The organism is Streptomyces sp. NPDC048734 (genome assembly GCF_043198675.1).
In the GTDB taxonomy this organism is placed as follows: domain Bacteria; phylum Actinomycetota; class Actinomycetes; order Streptomycetales; family Streptomycetaceae; genus Streptomyces.
This window is the reverse complement of record NZ_JBICUZ010000009.1, coordinates 61,850-81,417: the sequence shown is the minus strand read 5'-3', so window position 1 is coordinate 81,417 and position 19,568 is coordinate 61,850. Positions and strand designations below refer to the sequence as shown.

Below are 19,568 nucleotides of genomic sequence, written 5' to 3'. Positions count from 1 at the left end.
GCTGAACTCATCCGCGCCTGATGCCGCCGTGAGACAAGAGAGACCCCGATGCCCGACAAGCCCTCCGTGCTCTTCGTCTGCGTCCACAACGCCGGCCGTTCCCAGATGGCCGCCGCGTGGCTGACCCACCTGGCCGGGGACCGCGTCGAGGTCCGCTCCGCCGGCTCCGACCCGGGCGAGCACGTCAACCCGGCCGCCGTCGAGGCCATGCGCGAGGTCGGCATCGACATCTCCGCCGAGGTCCCGAAGGTGCTCACCGTCGACGCCGTCAAGGAGTCCGACGTCTGCATCACCATGGGCTGCGGCGACACCTGCCCGGTCTTCCCGGGCAAGCGCTACCTGGACTGGCAACTGGAGGACCCGGCGGGCCAGGGCGTCGAGGCCGTCCGCCCGATCCGCGACGAGATCAAGGTGCTCATCGAGGGCCTGATCAAGGAGATCGCGCCGGAGCCCCAGGCATGAGCACGGCGACGGACATACGCAACGTCATCGTCGTCGGCTCCGGCCCCGCCGGATACACCGCCGCCCTCTACACCGCCCGCGCCTCGCTGAAACCGCTGGTCTTCGAAGGCGCGGTCACCGCCGGCGGCGCGCTGGTGCAGACGACCGAGGTGGAGAACTTCCCCGGCTTCCCGGGCGGCGTCATGGGCCCGGAGCTGATGGACGACATGCGGGCCCAGGCCGAACGCTTCGGCGCCGAACTCGTCCCCGACGACATCATCTCGGTCGACCTCACCGGCACGGTCAAGACCGTCACCGACAGCACGGGTACGGTCCACCGGGCCAAGGCCGTCATCGTGGCGACCGGCTCGCAGCACCGCAAGCTGAACCTGCCCGGCGAGGACGCGCTCTCCGGCCGTGGCGTGTCGTACTGCGCGACCTGCGACGGCTTCTTCTTCCGCGAGCACGACATCGTGGTGGTCGGCGGCGGCGACACCGCGATGGAGGAAGCCACCTTCCTCTCCCGCTTCGCCCGCTCCGTGACCGTCGTCCACCGCCGCGACACCCTGCGCGCCTCGAAGCCCATGCAGGACCGCGCCTTCGCCGACCCGAAGATCTCCTTCGCCTTCAACAGCGAGGTCGCCGAGATCCACGAGGACGGCGGCAGACTCGCCGGACTCACCCTGCGCGACACCGTCACCGGCGAGACCTCCCGCCTCCCGGCCACCGGACTCTTCGTCGCCATCGGCCACGACCCGCGCACCGACCTGGTCACCGGCCAACTGGACCTGGACGACGAGGGCTACCTCAGGGTCGCCTCCCCCTCCACACGGACGAACGTCCCCGGCGTCTTCGGCGCGGGCGACGTCGTCGACCACACCTACCGCCAGGCGATCACCGCCGCCGGCTCCGGCTGCGCGGCCGCACTGGACGCCGAGCGGTACCTCGCAGCCCTCACCGGCACACCTGAAACGGCCGCGGCCGTCACCGCCGTCTGACGGACCCGCCCCACCCCTGGCAATCGCCCTGCACATCGAGGCCCGCCGCCGGCGGCTCAACAACAGCGCCGGGATCGATCCCGCCCTGCCGCCGGCGTTCCGGTCACCGGGACCCGCGTGGCTCGAGCGCTGCCCGGCAGCAGCCCGCCAGGTGCCCGGGCCGACGGGCTGCACCACCTGGGGCCAGGCGGCCTCGGCAGCCGACGCCTTCCTCGCCCCGCTGCCGGCTCCCGGAGCGCCCGGCCACTGGAGCGCGGCGCAGGCCGCCTGGCGGCCCCGACCCGAGCACAACAGTCCCTGCCCCGGGACGGTGACGCACCGCAGGCTGTGCGATCGCCGAGCAGGCGCGGGCCGCACCCTAGCCCCCGGCACTTCCCCGGCATCCCGGGCGGGCCTCCCGGCAGCCTGTGCAGTCCGACGTTCCTCCCCCCCCTGCCGCAGGCCCGGGCGCGCCCCCGGAGCGTCTGGCCGAGGACGGCCGCGGTCACCCGGCGCGCTGGGTCGTCTCCCCTGCCTGGGCGGGCACGGCAGGCAGGGGGACGGTGCAGGAGGCGCAGCGTCGGGCCTGGGCGGGAACGGGGCTGAGGCATTCGGGGCAGTCCCGCTTGGGTGCCTGGACGTCGTGGTGCGGGGCGAGGCGTTCGTGCAGCTTGTTGATCGGCAGCACGACCAGGAAGTACAGGGCGGAGGCGAGGAGGAGGAAACTGATCGCCGCGTTGATGAAGGCGCCGTAGGGAAACTCGGTGGCGCCCACGGTGAAGGTCTTGCGGCTCATGTCGCCCGTGGCGCCGGTGGCCAGCCCGACCAGCGGAGTCAGGAAGGCACTCACGAAACCGTTGACCACGGCGGTGAACGCCGCCCCGATGACGATGCCTACAGCCAGGTCGACCACGTTGCCACGCAAAATGAAACTGCGGAAGCCCTTCACCTTCTCACTCCCTGAAGCCCTTCGACGTCGAGGGACGGGACCCGATGTACGGCCGGCCCGCCTCCTCCCCAGGTGCCCGGCCGCGCCTCACCAATGCCTGCGGGAAGCGGGCACCAGCACTCTGACGGCCGAAAGCGGCGAGGACGGCGGGGCTCGTCCGCGGACACCGGTATGTCGCGGGTGTTGTTCGACACGTAGTCGCGGCGGTCCTGGTGGAGGTCGGGGCAGGTGTCGCGGCCCCCGCCGGTGCCGGTGCGTGCCGTGGCGCGGCCGGGCGGTAGTGATCGAGGGTGCGGGTGCAGCCGTCCTCAAGGGGCCGGCCGTCGAGGACGCGGCCCAGGAGCGCTGCTGTGAGGGGAGGACGCTGCCGTTCAGACGCCGACAGCGGTGACACCGAACATCAGGGTCCGGCGGCTGACGTCGTAGTGCACGGTCGGTGTGCTGCGCAAGAGGTCCTGGAGCACGTCGGCGTCGTCGACGTCGACGGTCAGCACCTCTTCCCAAGCGCCTTCGTCGAGTACGAGTTGCAGGGTGAGGGTTCCTGGGGCAGCGGGCTCACCCGCGACCCAGCTGAACTGGTAGTGGCTGAGTTGGCGCACCTTGATGCTGTCGTCCGTCACGGGTTGCGTCACCTTGGTCGTGGCAGCTCTGGGCATGACGTCTCTCCTCGCGTGAGTAGCGGCGGGTGCACACAGCGGGCCGTGCCTACTGCCCGGCCGGGATGCACGACGTACGCGGCCCTGCGGGCGCAGGGCGTTGAAACCAGGCTCAGGGTGATGGGCGGCACCTGCCAGACGAAGCGCGCAATCGGTCGAATCCCACCCTGCGGGCCTGTGAGGACGTTCCCTGCGCCACCGGTGTCTTCGACCGGTCCGGCGGCGGCCGCGGCAACTGCTCGGGGCCGCACTCTTCGCCCCGGCCACCAAGGCGCAGGAGACATGGGAAGCGGAGGCCCGCTTCACGTCCGGTCCGAGGAACCGTACCGCCCAAGGTTCGGACCATTCCCGGACCAGCGATCCCGCAGAAGTCGCGACGTGGGCTGTTTGCGCTGGTCAGCGATGCGTCGCCGCTGTACCACCAGCAGACGAAGGATCTGCCGGCTCCACGAGTCGCCGACGGTCGTCGCTCACCGTGTCCGCGGCAGGCCGACCGGGCGGACATTCCGGGTCGCCCGCCTCCGGCGCGGGATGCCTACCGGGGATGCGGGGAGTACGGGCGGCGCCGGGAGCACATGGGGAGGATCGACTGCGTGAACGCCGTACGAGGCGCCCGCCCGGTCCTCCCCTGCCCGCTCGGAATGCCGCCCGCGTGACCTTCGCAGCCGCAAGGTCGATACTGCCTCTGTAGGGCTCCCGTCGGCATGCCGTCGATCCGCCGTAGGATCTGACACGGCGTCATCAAGTCTGCATCAGTAGCGCCACCGCCCGCTTGCGACCGCTGCGGACCGCCACGATCGAGAACCACCCGACCTCACTCCGACCAATGAGAAACAGGCCGAAGACCACCTTCCGAGCTCACCAGGAGATCCCATGAAGATGTTGATCAACGTCCCGGAGACCGTGGTCGCCGACGCGCTGCGGGGGATGGCCGCCGCGCATCCCGAACTGACCGTGGACGTGGAGAACCGGGTGATCGTGCGGCGGGACGCACCGGTGGCGGGGAAGGTGGGGCTGGTGTCCGGGGGCGGGTCCGGGCACGAGCCGTTGCACGGGGGGTTCGTCGGGCCGGGAATGCTGTCGGCGGCCTGTCCCGGTGAGGTGTTCACCTCTCCCGTGCCCGACCAGATGGTGCGGGCCGCCGCGGCCGTGGACAGCGGGGCGGGCGTGCTGTTCATCGTGAAGAACTACACGGGTGACGTGCTGAACTTCGACATGGCCGCCGAACTCGCCGAGGACGAGGGCATCCAGGTCGCGAAGGTACTGGTCAACGACGACGTCGCGGTGACCGACAGCCTCTACACGGCCGGGCGGCGCGGCACCGGCGCGACGCTGTTCGTGGAGAAGATCGCGGGCGCCGCCGCGGACGAGGGCCAGCCGCTGGAGCGGGTCGAGGTGATCGCCCGGCAGGTCAACGAGAACGCGCGCAGCTTCGGCGTCGCGCTCAGCGCCGTCACGACCCCGGCCAAGGGCAGCCCGACCTTCGACCTGCCCGAGGGTGAGCTGGAGCTGGGCATCGGCATCCACGGCGAACCGGGCCGGGAGCGGCGGGCCATGATGACGTCCGGCGAGATCGCCGACGTCGCGGTGCACGCGCTGCTGGAGGACATGCCGCCGCGCAACCCGGTCCTGGTGCTGGTCAACGGCATGGGGGCGACTCCCCTGCTGGAGCTGTACGGCTTCAACGCCGAGGTCCAGCGGGTGCTGGGCGAGCGCGGGGTCGCCGTCGCCCGTACGCTCGTCGGCAACTACGTGACGTCCCTCGACATGGCCGGCGTCTCGGTGACCCTGTGCCAGGTCGACGAGGAGACGCTGCGGCTGTGGGACGCGCCCGTACGGACGCCGGGGCTGCGCTGGGGCATGTGATCAGACGGACACGAGCGATCAACGTACCGACCAGGCAAGGAGATCCCGTGCTGGACGTCGACTTCTTCCGCCGCTGGATGACGGCGACCGCCGCGTCCGTCGACCGCGAGGCGGAACGGCTCACCGCTCTCGACTCGCCGATCGGCGACGCCGACCACGGCAGCAACCTCCAGCGGGGGTTCACCGCCGTCGTCACCGCCCTGGAGAAGGAGCCCCCCACGACTCCCGGAGCCGTCCTCGTCCTCGCCGGACGCCGGCTCATCTCGACGGTCGGCGGGGCGTCCGGACCGCTGTACGGCACGCTGCTGCGCGGCACCGGCAAGGCGCTCGGAGACGCGGCCGAGGTGAGCGAGGAGGAGTTCGCGCAGGCGTTCCGCGCCGGGGTCGACGCGGTCATGCGGCTGGGCGGGGCGGCGCCGGGTGACGCGACGATGATCGACGCGCTGGTGCCCGCCGTGGACGCCCTGGGTGACGGCTTCGGGGCGGCACGGGCCGCGGCCGAACAGGGTGCCCTCGACACCATCCCGCTCCAGGCCCGCAAGGGCCGGGCGAGTTACCTGGGCGAGCGCAGCATCGGACACCAGGACCCGGGCGCCACCTCGTCGGCACTGCTGGTCGCGGGTCTCGCGGAAGTGAACGGGGAGTGAGCGCGGCCATGACCGACGACAAGCTGGTGGGCATCGTGCTCGTGTCGCACAGCGCGCAGGTGGCGGCCTCGGTCGCCGAGCTGGCCCAGGGGCTCGCGGGCGGCGGCACCGCCGTGCCCGTCGCCCCGGCGGGCGGCACGGAGGCGGGTGGGCTGGGCACGAGCGCGGAGCTGATCGCCGCCGCCGCCGCCTCGGTCGACCGCGGTGCCGGGGTCGCCGTCCTCACCGACCTCGGGAGTGCCGTACTGACCGTGAAGACGCTGCTCGCCGAGGGCGACGAACTTCCCGACGGTACGCGTCTGGTGGACGCGCCGTTCGTGGAGGGCGCGGTGGCCGCCGTCGTCACGGCCTCCACGGGAGCCGACCTGGACGCGGTCGAGGCGGCCGCCTCGGAGGCGTACGGCTACCGCAAGGTCTGACAGGGGCGCGGGTCGGCACGGCCGCACGGGGTCCGCGCCGCCCCGGCGGCCCGTGGACGGGCCCCCGGCCGACGCTTCGGCTCAGCTCCTCCGCCCCGGCGGCGGCGCGGGCGGGCCGGACGGCCGCCGGACCGGCACCCGCCGGACCGGTCCCCCGTCGCCGTGTCCGCGCACAGGCCAGTGCCGGGTGTACGGCTCGACGGCGGCGCGCGGGGCCGCGCCGGTCGGCGCCCGCCCGGATCGTGAGCCGCGGGCCGCCGGGCGGCGGCCCGGCCCGCGCGCGACCCCGTCCGGGCGGACCGGGACCGCACCGCCGGGCCGGATCCCCGCCGGCGGGCCGGGGGTGTGACCGGCCGTCCGAGGTGCCGTCACGGGCAGCCCGGGATACGGTCACCCGCCGCCGCCCGCACCGCGGCGGGTGCCTGCGGCCGTCCGTGCCACGAACGTCCGGGCCAGCCGCTCCCCCGCTTCGGCGGCCGCCGCGGGGCTCTCGATCGGGGTGGCCCGGGAGTCCTCGAAGACGATGTAGGTGACGCCGGAGGCCACGCCTCCGACGCGCGGGTCGGGATCGACGCCCAGCGCCTCGGCGGCGGCGTACGAGGCCTCGCCGATGACCTCGGGCGGCCCCGCGTCGCCCACGACTGCGTAGAGGACCCGGTCGTCGTGGACGACGGCCGCGACGCTCCCGCCGCGCACGCCGTGGTCGCGGTGGTTCCAGAGGGCGCTCACGCCCGGCACGACGATGAACGGCAGGCTCTCCGCGCTCAGGTGGCGGCCGTCGGACTGCTGGAACGCGGTGGCGGGCGAGAACAGCGGGTCGGTCCCGCCGTTGCAGCGCGGGCCGGGCCGTCCGTCGCAGTCGATGTCCATGTCGGCCGTCCAGAAGACCGCGCCGTCGGTCCCGCAGACCGGGACCGTGGCGGGCGCGCCGGCATCCGTGCGGTAGTGGCCGCGGGAGACCGGGGCGCAGGCACTCACCCGGGCCGGCAGTGCCGAGGCGCTCACGGAACCATCCTGCCGCGCCGCACCCTCCTGCCACACCACCGGTCCGCGGGGGGCTTCGAGGGCCCGGATCGCGGCGGCGGGTGGGGGGACCGGGGCCAGCAGGGCGAGGCCGGCCACGGCCGGTGTCAGCGACTGGAGACGCACGTGGAGAGCCCTCTCGTCGGGGACAGGGACGGACACCCGGCCCCATCCGGGGCCGGCCGCGTCCGAGGTCCAGCGCCTCAGCGCCGTACGGAGCGGTGGTTGCGATGTTCCGACGATATGCGCGCACCGCGGATCTTCCGATGGCACAACGGGCAGCGGCGGCGACGGTACGACGGGGAGCGGCGGCCGGCGCCTTCCCGGCACCGGCCGCCCGGCAGCCCCGCCGGCGCGGGATCAGCGACGACAGCGGCCCGCGCCACCGGCATGAACTGCCTTGCGTGCAGGCGGGGTTCAGCCGCGAGGAGGCTCAGCATACGTAACTCCCCGGACTGCCCGCCAACCCCGTACCGCACCCCCTCTTGATGTGCTCACACTGACGCGCCATATTGGTCCGGACCATTGCCGCCGTGCCGGGCCGGGAGGCGAAGCCGTGCGACGCGTTGTGCTGTGCGGAGGGATCCTCGCCCTGTGCTGCGGCTGCGCCGCGCCGGACGGCGGTGAGGAGGGGCGGGCGCCGGGGGCGCCGACGGGGGTCACCGCCGAGGCGGGCAGCGCGACCAGCGTGCACGTGATGTGGAACGCGCTCCCGGCGGCGAGCGGTTACGAGGTGTACCGGGGCACCTCGAAGGTCGCGGACGTGCCCGGTGCCGAGCGCATGCTCGACGTCACCCGCCTCACGCCGTCCACCGCCTACGTCTTCACCGTCCGGGCCCGCGACGCCGAGGGCCGGCTCGGGCCGCGCAGCCGGGAGGCCCGGGCGACGACTCCGGCAGCGGTCGCGGCGGACCGCTCGGCGCCGACCCGGCCGGGCGGCGCCACGGGCCGGGCGGCGGGCAGCCGGGCCGTCCAGCTGTCCTGGACGGCGGCCACGGACGAGAGCGGGGTGGTGTCGTACGACGTCTTCCAGGGCGGGACGAAGATCCACAGCGTCGGCGGGAGTCAGACCGCGACCCTGGTGACGGGACTCCGGCCGGGCACCCGGTACTCCTTCACCGTCCGGGCGCGGGACGCGGCCGGCAACCTCTCCCCCGCCGGCGCGGCCGTGCGCCTGAGCACCGCGCCGGGCGGCGACGGGGCGGAGGGCACCGCACCGGCGGACTTCCGGGCGACGACCCACCGTGCCGACGGGGCGTACTACATCGACCTGTCCTGGTTGCCGCCGCGACTGGACGGGACGGTCACGGAGTACCAGATCCAGCTCGACGGGCAGCCGGCCACCTCGCTGGTCTGGGGCGGGGCACCGCCGCGGGGCAGGGCCGCCCACAGCTTCTACGCGGGGCGCGAGGCCGGTGCCCGGCACCGGGTGCGGCTGCGGGCACGGCTGCCGGACGGCACGTGGGGGGCGTTCTCCGCGGAGCGGGCGGTGACCACGGGGAGCACGAGCGCACGCTGACCCCAGCGGTCCGGCCGCGGGAGCGCAAGCGGGCGGGGTGCCGTTCTGCGCCGTCCGGTGGAATCCGTCACCTGCCCGGCGGCGGCCGGAGTGCGGGCCGGGACGGGCGGACGTTGGCTGCCCCTGAAGGCAGCACGGGCGTACCCGACCCTCGGCGGCGCAAGGTCGCCAACCGTGCCGCCGGAGGACATCCGATGCGCACTTCCCCCTTCCTCGCCCGCTGCGGTCTGACCATGGCGGCCGCCGCCGCGCTGCCCCTCGCCGTGACCGCCCAGCCCGCCGCCGCGCGGGCCTCGGGCATCTCCGTCAGCACGTCCGGCTCCACGGTGTCCGTGGTGACCAGCGCGTGCACCCAGATCAACGGCAGCTGGGGCACGGCGGCGCTGCTCGGCAGCAACCAGGCGAACTTCGCCCAGGGCCGCCAGGTGGCCCTGTCGGGCACCAGCGTCAGCCAGTCCGCGGCCTGGTCCAACGTCTCCCAGGGCACGCACACGGTCGTCGTGATGTGCTCCAGCGGCAGCACCGCCGGCACCCAGTCCGTGATCGTGTCCCCCGCCACCACGCCGACGATCTCCGCGACGGCCTCGCCGACCCGCGGCGTGCTGGGCGGCATGGGCGGCGCCACCCGCGACTACGGCACCGTCACGCTCGTGGCGGGCGGCGTCCTGGTCGGCACGGGTGTCATCGCGACGGCCTGGTTCCTGCGCCGCCGCACGAAGCCGTTCCGGCTCTGAACGCCTCCCCGTCGCCGCGACCGGCACGGGCCGGGTGGGCGGCGGGGACCCGCCGCCCACCCGGCCCGTGCCGTCCCGTCCCGCCGGCCCGCGTACAGCGCGCAGCGCGCGAGCCCGGTGGCCACCACCTGCCATCCGTGACCCGTCACCCACCGCGTGGCGCGGGCCGCTCGAGGCCGCGGCCACCGCGGCGGATCCGGCGCCGTGACCGTGAGCCCGCCCCCCGGCGCCTGGCCTACGGCGCCTGCCCGGCGGGGCGGGGCAGGCTTTCCAGCGCCTCGGCCAGCCACTGGGTCCAGAAGGTCTCCAGCTCGATACCGGCGCGCAGCACCAGGTGCTGGAGCCTGACCTGCGCGCTGTCGTCACCGGACGGGAAGTCCCGCTTCTCGATCTCCTCGTACTCGGCCAGCTGACGCCGGTGCAGCTCGAGATGGCGGCGCAGGTCGGCCTCCAGGCCCGCGGTGCCGACGACGGCGGCGGCCCGCAGCCGCAGCAGCAGCGCGTCGCGGTGCGGCTTGGGGTCCTGCGCCGCGGCCGTCCACCGCTGGAGTTCGGCGCGGCCCGCGGGCAGGACCTCGTAGCTCTTGCGCTGTCCGCGGGCCGGCTGCTCGGCGGGCAGCGCGCGGATGAGGCCCGCGGCCTCCAGCCGCCCCAGCTCGCGGTAGATCTGCTGGTGCGTCGCCGACCAGAAGTAGCCGATCGACTTGTCGAACCGGCGGGTCAGGTCCAGCCCCGACGACGGCTTCTCGAGCAGAGCGGTGAGGATCGCGTGCGGGAGTGACATGGGCTCATCCTAGGGACGGGCCGGGCTGCCCCTGTGGCCTGTCGTTCGGATCAGGTCGCAGGGCGGCGACGAGGGCTGTCCGGTGCCGGTGAGTGGGGTCTGGTGCGTGCAGCCGCAGGGCGGAGGAGGGCGTCGACGCGGTGGGGGCACCTCCCGGCCGAAGGCCGGGGGACGTCGGCAACCGACGACGCCGCTGGGGGCACCCCCTCCGGGGGAGCGCGCACCAGCCCCCGCGTCCGCGGCGTGATCCGAAGGACAGGCCCTACAGGGCCGCCGCCAGCTCCGTGCCCTGCTTGACGGCACGCTTGGCGTCCAGCTCGGCGGCCACGTCGGCACCGCCGATGAGGTGCGCGCTCACCCCGGCGGCGACCAGCTCCTCGTAGAGGTCGCGGCGCGGGTCCTGGCCCGTGCACAGCACGATGGTGTCGACCTCCAGGACGGTGCTCTGCTCGCCGACGGTGAAGTGCAGGCCGGCGTCGTCGATGCGGTCGTAGCGCACGCCGGGGACCATGCGCACGCCGCGGTGCTTGAGTTCGGTGCGGTGGATCCAGCCGGTGGTCTTGCCCAGGCCCGCGCCGACCTTGCCGGGCTTGCGCTGCAGCAGGTGGACGGTGCGCGGCGGGGCGCTCCGCTCGGGCGCGGCGAGGCCGCCGGGTGCCCGGTGGTCCATGTCGACGCCCCACTGCCGGAAGTACGTCGCCGGGTCCTCGCTCGCCCTGTCGCCGCCGTCGGTGAGGAACTCGGCGACGTCGAAGCCGATGCCGCCCGCGCCGAGGATCGCGACGCGGTCGCCGACGGGGGCGCCGTCGCGCAGGACGTCGAGGTAGCCGACCACGCTCGGGTGGTCGACGCCGGGGATGTCGGGGGTGCGCGGGCTGACGCCGGTGGCGACCACGACCTCGTCGTAGTCCGCCAGGTCGCCGGCGTTCACGAAGGTCTCGAGGCGTACGTCGACGCCGTGGGCGTCGAGCTGGTGGCGGAAGTAGCGCAGCGTCTCGTCGAACTCCTGCTTGCCGGGGACCTTGCGGGCCACGTTGAGCTGGCCGCCGATCTCGGCCGCCGCCTCGAACAGGGTGACGGCGTGGCCGCGTTCGGCCGCCGAGACCGCGCAGGCGAGTCCGGCGGGTCCGGCGCCGACGACCGCCACGCTCTTGCGGCGCCGGGTCGGGCTGAGCACCAGCTCGGTCTCGTGACAGGCGCGCGGGTTGACCAGGCAGGAGGTGATCCGGCCGCTGAAGGTGTGGTCGAGGCAGGCCTGGTTGCAGCCGATGCAGGTGTTGATGGCCTCCGGCGTGCCCGCCGCGGCCTTGCCGACGAAGTCGGGGTCGGCGAGCATCGGGCGGGCCATCGACACCATGTCCGCGCAGCCGTCGGCGAGCAACTGCTCGGCGAGTTCGGGGGTGTTGATGCGGTTGGTGGTGACGAGCGGGACCGAGACCTCGCCCATGAGCCTCTTGGTCACCCAGGTGTAGGCGCCGCGGGGCACGGAGGTGGCGATGGTGGGGATGCGGGCCTCGTGCCAGCCGATGCCGGTGTTGATGAGGGTGGCCCCGGCCGCCTCGACAGCCTTGGCGAGGGTGACGACCTCGTCCAGCGTGGAGCCGCCGGGGACCAGGTCGAGCATCGAGAGCCGGTAGATGACGATGAAGTCCTCGCCGACCGCCTCGCGCACGCGCCGCACGATCTCGAGGGGGAAGCGCGTCCGGTTCTCGTAGGAGCCGCCCCAGCGGTCGGTGCGGTGGTTGGTCTGGAGGGCGATGAACTCGTTGATGAGGTAACCCTCGGAGCCCATGATCTCGACGCCGTCGTAGCCTGCCTGCCGGGCGAGGCGGGCGGTGCGGGCGTAGTCGTCGATGGTCCGCTCGACCTCGGCGTCCGTCAGTTCGCGGGGCACGTGCGGGCTGATCGGCGCCTGCAGCGCGCTCGGCGCCACCAGGTCCTCGTGGTAGGCGTAGCGGCCGAAGTGCAGGATCTGCAGGGCGATGCGACCGCCTTCGCGGTGCACGGCCTCGGTGATCGTGCGGTGCTGCTCGGCCTCGGCGTCGGTGGTGAGCTTGGCGCCGCCCTCGTAGGGGCGCCCCTCGTCGTTGGGGGCGATGCCGCCGGTGACGATCAGGCCCACCCCGCCGCGCGCGCGGGCGGCGTAGAACTCCGCCATGCGCGCGAAGCCGTTCTCGGCCTCTTCCAGGCCCACGTGCATCGAGCCCATGAGGACGCGGTTGGGCAGGGTGGTGAAGCCCAGGTCGAGCGGGCTCAGCAGGTGCGGGTATCGGCTCATCGGGGCCCTCCGTGCGCGGTGTCGTGCCCCTGTAGTTGTAGAGGACCGCGCACGGGTTGTGCAACTAGTTGCACAATGGCCCCGGAGTCGCCTTTCTCACGTCACCCGTTCTTGTCGTCGTCACCGGTCTCGCACGTCACCGGCTCTCGAGCAGCAGGTGCAGCTCCGTCTCCTGGTCGCCGGAGGCGGAGGACAGGTCCTTGACCCGGAACATGGAGTCCAGCGTCGTACGGAACCGGTCGATCGCCCAGTAGCCGCCCTGGACGTCGGCCGTGACCGACGACGACAGCCGGGCCGGGCGGGCGCAGTCGCGCACGTCGCTGACCTCGAAGGTGCCGAGCCACACCATCGGACGGGTCTCGTCGAGCTGTTCGGGCACGTCGTCGGCACAGCGGTCGGACTCGAAGCAGGCGCACAGCGTGTCGAACACGATCCGCGCGTCCTCCTTGCTGCAGTCGCTGATCTCGAGGCTGACGGACTCCGGATGGGATCGTTCGCGGTCCATCGTGATCGCTCCTCTCGTGGCGGTGGCGCGATGTCACGGGTTCCCCGCGAACCGCGCCACATCCCAAGAAAAGCACCACTCCCCCGGGCGGGCACCACCTGGACGGCCCGCCCGGGGGCACGACGGCGCCCCGTGCCGGGGAGCCTGGCGACGCCCCGCGCCCGGGGCGGACGTCACCGTGTGAAGCGGTAGGTCCTGCTGTCCGTCAGCACGCAGAAGCCGGGCGAGACGACGATCACCCGCAGCGTGCCGGTGCGCCGGTCGTAGTCGATCCCCTCGGTCTCGAAGGAGCCCGGGCAGGAGCTGCGCAACGGCAGCTGACGCAGGGCGGTGACATGGCCGTTCACGTCGCCGGAGCCGCCCGGCTCGGCCGACAGGTCGATCTGGAGCAGCGGCTTGGTCATGCCGAAGAGGGTGCCCGCCGGGTCGTCGGAGGAGCACAGCAGCGTGGTCGGGCCGGTGAAGTCGCAGCCCTGGACGTCGCGCACCGCGTGGTCGAGGTGGACCGTGGCGGCCTGCGGCAGGTTCGCCGAGGGCGAGGTGCTCGGGTTGACGCCGGGGGTCGGCAGGACGATCAGCCGGGTCATGGTGCCCCACTCCCCGGTGAGCATCCACTGGCCGCCCGGCGCGACGGCCACCCAGGAGTTGTTCAGGGCCTCGCCGGGGCCGAGCGCGTGCACGTACTCCGACCAGGCGCCGCCCGGCCCCTGCACGCGGTACATCTTCGAGGTGCCGGAGTCCCGCTGGTAGGGCTCGATGTAGTGGCCGTCGTAGGAGGCGTCGGGGTCGCCGACGTGGTTCCAGCCGCGGGTGCTCACCCCGAACGGGATGGTCCCGATGCCGGTGTAGCGGTTGGCGCTGTTCGCGGGGACCTCGACCGAGGCCAGGCCCTGGCTCTCGGTCAGCGGGTCGGCACGGTCGGAGCCGACCTCGGTCCAGGTGTCGGCGGCCGCGGCGGGCGGGGCGGCGCCGAGGGCCGCGGCGGTGGCCGTGGCCAGGGCGATCAGGGCGGTGCGCAGGGGGTGACGGCGTCCACGGGCAAGGCGCAGGGGCATGGGTCTCCTCTGACGGGGGGTGGGGCGTGCGCTCGGCGGACAGTGTGGCCAACTTCGATGGTCATGTACAGACCAATCGGATGGACCGGTGTGGACCATGAGGAGAACGGCGCGCGCCGCCGTAGTGGAGGAGCATGGGAACGGTGCCCAAGGCGTGGGAGAAAACGGTTCAGCGCGGTAGAACCGGGGGAGTCGGCACGGGGGACGACGTGCCGCGTCGACGTACGGAGGCGGTGCGTGGCATGAGTCGGTGCGTGGCATGAGTGCAGCCGGATCGACCGCGGACGGGGCCGGTGGCCCGACAGGGCCCAGCGGCCTGCTGGACGTGCTCAACGTGGCCTCGGTCGTGCTGGACGCCGAGGGCCGCATCGTGCTGTGGAGCCCGCAGGCCGAGGAACTGTTCGGCTACCCGGCCGCGGAGGCGCTGGGACGCTACGCGGCCCACGTGATGGTCCACGAACAGCACGTCGAACTGGTGGTGAAGCTGTTCACCGACGTCATGGCGACCGGCCGCAGCTGGGAGGGCGCCTTCCCCGTCCGGCGCAAGGACGGCAGCACGCGCCTCGTGGAGTTCCGCAACATGCGGCTCGTCGACGACCACGGTGCCGTCTACGCCCTCGGTCTGGCCGCCGACCATTCCACGGTGCGCCGCCTGGAGCGGGACGTGGCCCTGTCGGCGCGCATGGTCGCCCAGTCCCCCATCGGCCTCGCCGTGCTCGACACCCGGCTGCGGTACGTGTCGGTCAACCCGGCGCTGGAGCGCATCGACGGCGTCCCCGCCGGGGAGCACCTCGGCCGGACCGTCCGCGACGTGCTCCCGCTGCTGGACACCGAGGCCCTGGAGGCGGCGGCCCGCGAGGTGCTGCGGACGGGGGTGCCGATCGTCGGCCGGCAGACGATCGGGCGCACCCCCGCGGCCCCGGACCAGGACCACGCCCTGTCCGTGTCGCTGTACCGGCTGGAGGACGCCCGCGACACCGTGCTGGGCGTCGCCCTCTCCGTCGTCGACGTCACCGACCGGTACCGCGCCGGCATCGAGACCGAGGCCGCGCGCCGCCGCCTCGCCCTGATCGCCGACGCCTCGGCCCGCATCGGCACCACCCTGGACCTGGAACGCACCGCCGACGAGCTGGCCGACGTCGCCGTGCCGGAGCTGGCCGACGTCGCCGCCGTGGACCTGCTCGACGCGGTCGTGGCGGGCCGGCGCACCATTCTGGGGCCTTCGGAGCCCGCCGTGATCCGCGCCCTGGCCGTCCGCGCCGCCGACGCGCCGGACGCCCTGAGCGCGGCCGATCCGCCCGGCCGGACCGCCCGTTACGCACCCGAGCGGCTGGTCACCGAGTGCGTGCGCACCGGCCGGCCGGTCATGGTGGCGCAGGTCAAGGACGAGGACCTGGTGCGCATCGCCCGTTCCCCGGAGGCCGCCGGACTCCTGGCACGGGCGGGCGTCCACTCCTATCTCGTGGTGCCGCTCATCGCGCGCGGCGAGGTACTGGGCGCCCTCGACCTGAAACGGGCCCGCAATCCGCTGCCGTTCGGCCGCGACGACGTGCTGCTCGCCCGGGAGCTGGCCGCCCGCGCGGCCGTGCAGATCGACAACGCCCGCTGGTACCAGAACGCCCGTGGCACCGCGCTCACCCTCCAGCGCAGCCTGCTGCCGAGCCATCCGCCGGTGACCGGCGGCCTGGAGGTGGCCTCGCGCTACCAGCCGGCCGGCGCGACCACCGAGGTGGGCGGCGACTGGTTCGACGTCATCCCGCTGGCGGACGACAAGACCGCCCTGGTCGTCGGCGACGTCATGGGCAGCGGCATCGACGCCGCCGCCACGATGGGCCGGCTGCGCACCGCCACGGCCACGCTCGCCGCCCTCGATCTCGATCCGGCGGTGCTCCTCGAGCACCTCGACCGGATCACCTCGGGCCTGGACCACTTCATAGCGACCTGCCTGTACGTCGTCCACGACCCACGCCTCGGGCGGTGCCGGATCGCCAACGCCGGGCACCTGCCGCCCGCCCGCGTACGAAAGGGACACCCGCCGGAACTGCTCGACCTGCCCACCGGGGCACCGCTCGGGGTGGGCGGGGTGGCCTTCTCCTCGACCGACGTCGACCTCGGCCCCGGCGACCAGCTCGTGCTGTACACCGACGGGCTGGTGGAGACGCGCACGCACTCCCTCGACGAGCGCCTGGAACTGCTGCTGACGCTCCTCGACGACCCGGCCCGCCCTTTGGAGGAGCTGTGCGACCTGCTGCTGCGGGAGCTGCACCACCCCGACAACCACGACGACGTGGCCCTGCTCGTGGCACGCGCACGGACGCTGTGACGCCGTACGCCCCGGTTCACAGGTGTTCGTCACTCCTTCCTCGCCGCCCCGCGGGGCACGGGCCTCGGGACCGCGACGGCCGCTCCCCCCGATCCTGAGGGCAGCGGCGCCGCGTCCCGGCCCGCTCCCTTACTCCCTGGTCGCGATCACCACGTGGGCGTACAGCTCCTCGTCGACGGCCAGGCGTGCCGTGAGACCGCCCCGCCGGAACGCCTCGACGGCGTCCGCCGCCTGGCGTTCGCTCGTCTCGACGAGGACGCAGCCCCCGGGCGCGAGCCAGTCGGCCGCCTCACCGGCGACCCGGCGCAGCACGTCGAGTCCGTCGGCGCCGCCGTCGAGGGCGGTGAGGGGCTCGTGGTCACGGGCCTCCGCCGGCAGCAGCGGGACGTCCCCGGTGGGGACGTACGGCACGTTCGCCGCCAGGATGTCGACGCGGCCGCGCAGCCCGGCGGGGAGCGCGTCGAACAGGTCACCGGCGTGGACGTGCCCGCCGAGGGCGGCGACATTGCGGTGGGCGCACCGCACGGCGGCCGGGTCGATGTCGGCGGCGTGCAGCTCGACCCCGCCGAGCGCCGAGGCGAGGGCGGCGCCGACCGCGCCCGAGCCGCAGCACAGGTCGACGACGACGGACGCGTGCGGGGCTCCGGCCAGGGCCTGGCCGACCAGGAACTCGGTGCGGCGGCGGGGAACGAAGACGCCCGGTTCGACGACGATACGCCGCCCGAGGAACTCGGCCCAGCCGACGACGACTTCGAGGGGCAGACCGGCCACGCGGCGCTCCACCATGGCGGTGAGTTCGCGGGGTGTGCGGGCGGTGGCGAGGATCAGCTCCGCCTCGTCCTCGGCGAAGACGCAGCCGGCGGCGCGCAGCGCCACGACGACGGCGTCACGGGACGGGGACGGCGAGGGGCCGGGAGAGGCGGGAGAGCTGGGAGAGGGGGACGAGGGAGCGGGAGAGGGAAGAGGGGGCATGGAAGCCGAGAGCCTTTCGGAAGCCGAAGGGCGCTCTCGCGGTCGCCCGGCGGCGGTCCGCGCCGTTCCGGGGGGAGAGCACCCGACCTGACACTGCGGTGATGGGTCCCACCTCCTCGGTCGCTCAGGGCCGGGGTCGTCCGCGGCCGACGGCCACCCTATCGGAACTGCCGCACGGGGGACGCCCGATCGCCCCGGGCCTGCGCGCCTCCGCCTCAAGTTGTACGGTACAACGAGGTGGCCGAGGGAGCGGTGAGGGAGATCAGGTGGACGCGGACGAGGCGGTGGAGACCATCCAGCGCGAGATGACGGTCTTCGCCCGGCGGGCCCGCGCCTCGGCCGGCCGGCTGCATCCCGAGCTGTCCCTGGTGTCGTACACGCTGCTCGGTCATCTGGAGGACAGCGGCGGCGGCCGCCGGGCCACCGACCTGGCCGCGCACTACGCCCTGGACAAGTCCACCGTCAGCCGCCAGGTCTCCGCACTGGAACGGGCCGGGCTGATCGAACGGCGCCGGGAGCCCGCGGACCATCGCGTGCACGTCCTGCACCTCACCGACGCGGGCCGCGACATCCTCGCCCAGGTCACCGAGAGCCGCCGCGCGGCCTTCCGCGAACGGCTCGCCGGGTGGCCGGAGGGCGATCTGGAGCGGTTCGCGGAGTACCTGGCGCGGTACAACGCGTGGGGGCGGTCCGGGGGCGGCGGCACGGCGCCGGACGGAGGCTGACTCCGCACCTGCCCGGCTCCCTGATCCGGCCCGGTCCGAACGAAAGACCCCAGGCCGGTGCCCATCCCGTTCGAGGGCCCGTGCCGCCAGGAACGGCGTCCTTGCGGCGCAGGCGGAACCCGGGGGACTCGTAGAGGCGGACGGCACCGGTGTCGGCGGCGCCGGTGCGGAGGAACGGGGTCCCGCCGCGTTCGCGGATGCCGTGGGCGACGGCCAGGATGTTCACACGCGCTTCACGATCGACGGCCGGACGGGGTCGGGGCACGGCTGGCTTGCCCTTACGGTTGAATGCGTAAGCAACCGCCGTCCCTCACGCTGGAACCCCATGAACGTCACCCGAGGCTTCACCGGACGCCCGCGCGTCGACGACCCGGGCCTGCCCCCGGGCCAGTACGACGCGCGCGACGAGTGGCCCGTACTGTCCGCCGAGGTCACTCCCGACATCGCGCCCGCCGACTGGAGCCTGCGCGTCGACGGGCTGGTGGAGGCGCCCCGCACCTGGGACTGGGAGCAGGCGCACGCGCTGCCCGCCTCCGCCTACGAGGGCGACATCCACTGCGTCACCGGCTGGTCGAAGTTCGGGGTGCGGTTCGGGGGCGTGTCGCTGGACGCCTTCCTGGACGCGGTCCGGCCGCGGGCGTCCGCGACCCACGCCGTCGCGTACTCGCACACCGGGTACACCGCCAACCTGCCCCTCGCCGATCTCACCGGCGGCCGGGCCTGGATCGCCTTCGAGTACGGCGGACAGCCGCTCCCCCCCGAGCACGGCGGCCCGGCGCGGCTGCTGGTGCCGCACCTGTACTTCTGGAAGAGCGCCAAGTGGATCGCCGGACTGCGGCTCCTCGACCACGACGAGCCGGGTTTCTGGGAGCGCAACGGCTATCACGCGCGGGGCAACCCCTGGGAGGAGCAGAGGTACTCCGGTGACTGAGACCTTCACCCCGCCGACCCGGTTCGCGGTGCCCGACCGCATCGCCGTCAGCGAGCGGGCCGCGTCGGTGTGGCAGACGGCCACCATCACAAAGATCCGCCGCGAGACGCCGTACGCGGCCACCTTCCGCCTCGCGGTGCCCGACTGGGAGGGGCACCTGCCGGGACAGCACCTGATGGTGCGGCTCCGGGCCGGGGACGGCTATCTCGCCCAGCGGCACTACTCGATCGCCTCGGCGCCCGACGACACCGGGCACATCGAGCTGACCCTGGACCACGTCGACGGCGGCGAGGTGTCCGGCTGGTTCCACACCGTGGCGGCGCCCGGCGACGCGATCGAGGTCCGGGGTCCGCTGAGCGGCTTCTTCGCCTGGCCCGGCGACCGGCCCGCGCTGCTGGTCGGCGCCGGCTCCGGGGTCGTACCGCTGATGTCGATGGTGCGCCACCACCGGGCCCGGCGGCTGGCGGTGCCGCTGCGGCTGCTGGTGTCCGCGCGCGGCCCCGGGGAACTGATCTACGCGCGCGAGTACGGCGCGGAGACGACGCCCGTGTTCACGCGGAGCGCGCCGGCGGGCACGCCCGTGGGCCGGCTCACGGCCGCCCATCTGGCGCCGCTGTTCGCGCAGCGGCCGGAGGGCGGCTGGGAGGCGTACGTCTGCGGGTCCAACGGGTTCGCCGAGCACGCGTCACGGCTGCTGGTGGCGGCGGGGCAGCCGGTGGACCGGATCCGGATCGAGCGGTTCGGCTGACGGTCCCCGGTGGCCG

Annotated in this window: 19 protein-coding genes and 1 pseudogene; 11 read left to right on the top strand and 9 right to left on the bottom strand. The window is 73.9% G+C overall.

The window, feature by feature from the left end; genetic code table 11:
* The first annotated feature begins 48 nt into the window (after nt 1–48).
* A complete protein-coding gene (locus ACGFQC_RS23500) occupies nt 49–462 on the top strand; it encodes an arsenate reductase ArsC (protein ID WP_363089503.1) in 414 nt (137 codons plus the stop codon).
* On the top strand, nt 459–1,439 hold the full coding sequence (gene trxB, locus ACGFQC_RS23495; RefSeq protein WP_363089504.1) for a thioredoxin-disulfide reductase: 981 nt from the start codon (nt 459–461) through the stop codon (nt 1,437–1,439). The genes ACGFQC_RS23500 and trxB overlap by 4 nt, the downstream gene beginning before the upstream one ends.
* Nucleotides 1,440–1,923: 484 nt before the next feature.
* Here the strand turns inward: trxB and mscL are convergent, their stop codons facing one another.
* Both mscL and ACGFQC_RS23485 read right to left on the bottom strand, forming a co-directional pair.
* The gene (mscL, locus tag ACGFQC_RS23490) at nt 1,924–2,367 is read right to left on the bottom strand and encodes a large conductance mechanosensitive channel protein MscL (protein ID WP_363089505.1); all 444 of its coding nucleotides are present in this window, start codon (nt 2,365–2,367) and stop codon (nt 1,924–1,926) included.
* A 371-nt stretch (nt 2,368–2,738) separates the two neighbouring features.
* Nucleotides 2,739–3,023, bottom strand: coding sequence for a hypothetical protein (locus tag ACGFQC_RS23485; RefSeq protein ID WP_363089506.1), 285 nt, complete (start codon nt 3,021–3,023; stop codon nt 2,739–2,741).
* A gap of 873 nt (nt 3,024–3,896) precedes the next feature.
* Between ACGFQC_RS23485 and dhaK the strand changes: the two genes are divergently transcribed.
* The 3 genes from dhaK to ACGFQC_RS23470 are packed head-to-tail and all read left to right on the top strand — an operon-like array spanning nt 3,897 to nt 5,955.
* Nucleotides 3,897–4,889 (top strand): dihydroxyacetone kinase subunit DhaK, encoded by a 993-nt coding sequence (gene dhaK / locus ACGFQC_RS23480; protein ID WP_363089507.1) that lies wholly within the window; start codon nt 3,897–3,899, stop codon nt 4,887–4,889.
* A 47-nt stretch (nt 4,890–4,936) separates the two neighbouring features.
* Nucleotides 4,937–5,536, top strand: a complete 600-nt coding sequence (dhaL, locus tag ACGFQC_RS23475) for a dihydroxyacetone kinase subunit DhaL (protein ID WP_363089508.1) — start codon at nt 4,937–4,939, stop codon at nt 5,534–5,536.
* A gap of 8 nt (nt 5,537–5,544) precedes the next feature.
* Complete coding sequence (locus ACGFQC_RS23470) at nt 5,545–5,955, top strand: PTS fructose transporter subunit IIA (protein WP_363089509.1); 411 nt, start codon at nt 5,545–5,547, stop codon at nt 5,953–5,955.
* Nucleotides 5,956–6,345: 390 nt separating this feature from the next.
* On the opposite strand, the gene ACGFQC_RS23465 is transcribed toward ACGFQC_RS23470, so the two are convergent.
* Nucleotides 6,346–7,104 carry a glycoside hydrolase family 75 protein gene (locus ACGFQC_RS23465; RefSeq protein WP_363089510.1) on the bottom strand — a complete coding sequence of 253 codons (759 nt, stop codon included), beginning with the start codon at nt 7,102–7,104 and terminating at the stop codon, nt 6,346–6,348.
* 430 nt (nt 7,105–7,534) lie between these two features.
* Here ACGFQC_RS23465 and ACGFQC_RS23460 point away from each other — a divergent pair, with 430 nt between their 5' ends.
* Both ACGFQC_RS23460 and ACGFQC_RS23455 read left to right on the top strand, forming a co-directional pair.
* Entirely contained in the window at nt 7,535–8,497 is a 963-nt protein-coding gene (locus ACGFQC_RS23460; RefSeq protein WP_363089511.1) for a fibronectin type III domain-containing protein, read from the top strand.
* A 194-nt stretch (nt 8,498–8,691) separates the two neighbouring features.
* Nucleotides 8,692–9,231 carry a hypothetical protein gene (locus ACGFQC_RS23455; protein WP_363089512.1) on the top strand — a complete coding sequence of 180 codons (540 nt, stop codon included), beginning with the start codon at nt 8,692–8,694 and terminating at the stop codon, nt 9,229–9,231.
* A 235-nt stretch (nt 9,232–9,466) separates the two neighbouring features.
* On the opposite strand, the gene ACGFQC_RS23450 is transcribed toward ACGFQC_RS23455, so the two are convergent.
* The 4 genes from ACGFQC_RS23450 to ACGFQC_RS23435 all read right to left on the bottom strand — a co-directional run bounded on the left by ACGFQC_RS23450 (nt 9,467) and on the right by ACGFQC_RS23435 (nt 13,853).
* Nucleotides 9,467–10,015 (bottom strand): PadR family transcriptional regulator, encoded by a 549-nt coding sequence (locus ACGFQC_RS23450; protein WP_363092646.1) that lies wholly within the window; start codon nt 10,013–10,015, stop codon nt 9,467–9,469.
* Nucleotides 10,016–10,277: 262 nt separating this feature from the next.
* A complete protein-coding gene (locus ACGFQC_RS23445; RefSeq protein ID WP_363092647.1) occupies nt 10,278–12,293 on the bottom strand; it encodes an NADPH-dependent 2,4-dienoyl-CoA reductase in 2,016 nt (671 codons plus the stop codon).
* 136 nt (nt 12,294–12,429) lie between these two features.
* Nucleotides 12,430–12,798, bottom strand: coding sequence for a hypothetical protein (locus ACGFQC_RS23440; RefSeq protein ID WP_363092648.1), 369 nt, complete (start codon nt 12,796–12,798; stop codon nt 12,430–12,432).
* A gap of 173 nt (nt 12,799–12,971) precedes the next feature.
* Nucleotides 12,972–13,853 carry a hypothetical protein gene (locus tag ACGFQC_RS23435; protein ID WP_363092649.1) on the bottom strand — a complete coding sequence of 294 codons (882 nt, stop codon included), beginning with the start codon at nt 13,851–13,853 and terminating at the stop codon, nt 12,972–12,974.
* Between the two features lie 259 nt (nt 13,854–14,112).
* On the opposite strand from ACGFQC_RS23435, the gene ACGFQC_RS23430 reads away from it, so the two are divergent.
* Nucleotides 14,113–16,176, top strand: coding sequence for a SpoIIE family protein phosphatase (locus ACGFQC_RS23430; RefSeq protein ID WP_363092650.1), 2,064 nt, complete (start codon nt 14,113–14,115; stop codon nt 16,174–16,176).
* A 129-nt stretch (nt 16,177–16,305) separates the two neighbouring features.
* Here ACGFQC_RS23430 and ACGFQC_RS23425 read toward each other — a convergent pair whose 3' ends face one another.
* On the bottom strand, nt 16,306–17,148 hold the full coding sequence (locus ACGFQC_RS23425) for a putative protein N(5)-glutamine methyltransferase (protein WP_363092651.1): 843 nt from the start codon (nt 17,146–17,148) through the stop codon (nt 16,306–16,308).
* 305 nt (nt 17,149–17,453) lie between these two features.
* Here ACGFQC_RS23425 and ACGFQC_RS23420 point away from each other — a divergent pair, with 305 nt between their 5' ends.
* Nucleotides 17,454–17,873, top strand: coding sequence for a MarR family winged helix-turn-helix transcriptional regulator (locus ACGFQC_RS23420; protein WP_363092705.1), 420 nt, complete (start codon nt 17,454–17,456; stop codon nt 17,871–17,873).
* A 154-nt stretch (nt 17,874–18,027) separates the two neighbouring features.
* Here ACGFQC_RS23420 and ACGFQC_RS23415 read toward each other — a convergent pair.
* Nucleotides 18,028–18,099, bottom strand: a pseudogene (locus ACGFQC_RS23415) (hypothetical protein); the annotation flags it as partial.
* 99 nt (nt 18,100–18,198) lie between these two features.
* Between ACGFQC_RS23415 and ACGFQC_RS23410 the strand changes: the two are divergent.
* A complete protein-coding gene (locus ACGFQC_RS23410) occupies nt 18,199–18,804 on the top strand; it encodes a sulfite oxidase-like oxidoreductase (RefSeq protein WP_363092652.1) in 606 nt (201 codons plus the stop codon).
* Complete coding sequence (locus ACGFQC_RS23405) at nt 18,797–19,552, top strand: ferredoxin reductase (protein WP_363092653.1); 756 nt, start codon at nt 18,797–18,799, stop codon at nt 19,550–19,552. The genes ACGFQC_RS23410 and ACGFQC_RS23405 overlap by 8 nt, the downstream gene beginning before the upstream one ends.
* Nucleotides 19,553–19,568: the final 16 nt, after the last annotated feature.